The organism is Streptomyces glaucescens, assembly GCF_002154375.1.
In the GTDB taxonomy this organism is placed as follows: Bacteria; Actinomycetota; Actinomycetes; order Streptomycetales; family Streptomycetaceae; genus Streptomyces; species Streptomyces glaucescens.
The window spans coordinates 1-470 of the sequence record NZ_MUND01000808.1; the positions used below are offsets into that span (position 1 = coordinate 1).

The following is a 470-nucleotide window of genomic DNA, read 5'->3' on the forward strand; positions in this document are numbered from 1 at the left end:
GGTAGGCGGCGCCGCGGCCCGTGCCTGACTGACACCCGCGTCAACAAGCCGGCGCAGAGGGCTTCACCCTCGGCTTACCCGTCAGTACATTGACACCATGTCTAACAAGCAGGCCCGGGTGCCCCGCCCCGTCGAGTCCGAGCACATCCCGCTCAAGGCGCGCAAGGTGTCCTTCTCCTGGGAGGACACTCCGCTGCACTGGGTGCCGGGCGACCCGTTCACCACGCACACGATCAATGTGCTGCATCTGCTGCTGCCGGCCGGTGAACGCTGGTTCGTGCACGTCTACAAGCAGGTGCTGCCGTACATACGCGACGAGCGGCTGCGCGCGGACGTCATCGGATTCATCGGCCAGGAGGCCATGCACTCCCAGGCCCACGACGAGGTGCTGCCGCATCTGCGCGAGCAGGGGCTCGACCCGACGCCGTACACCGCGCAGGTCGACTGGCTCTTCGAGAAGCTGCTCGGCG

The 470-nt window shown here is 67.2% G+C and carries 1 protein-coding gene; it reads left to right on the forward strand.

The window, feature by feature from the left end; translation table 11 throughout:
- Positions 1 to 97: 97 nt before the first annotated feature.
- On the forward strand, positions 98 to 470 hold a 373-nt coding region (locus CCN42_RS45265), incomplete at its 3' end, for a metal-dependent hydrolase (protein ID WP_422641252.1).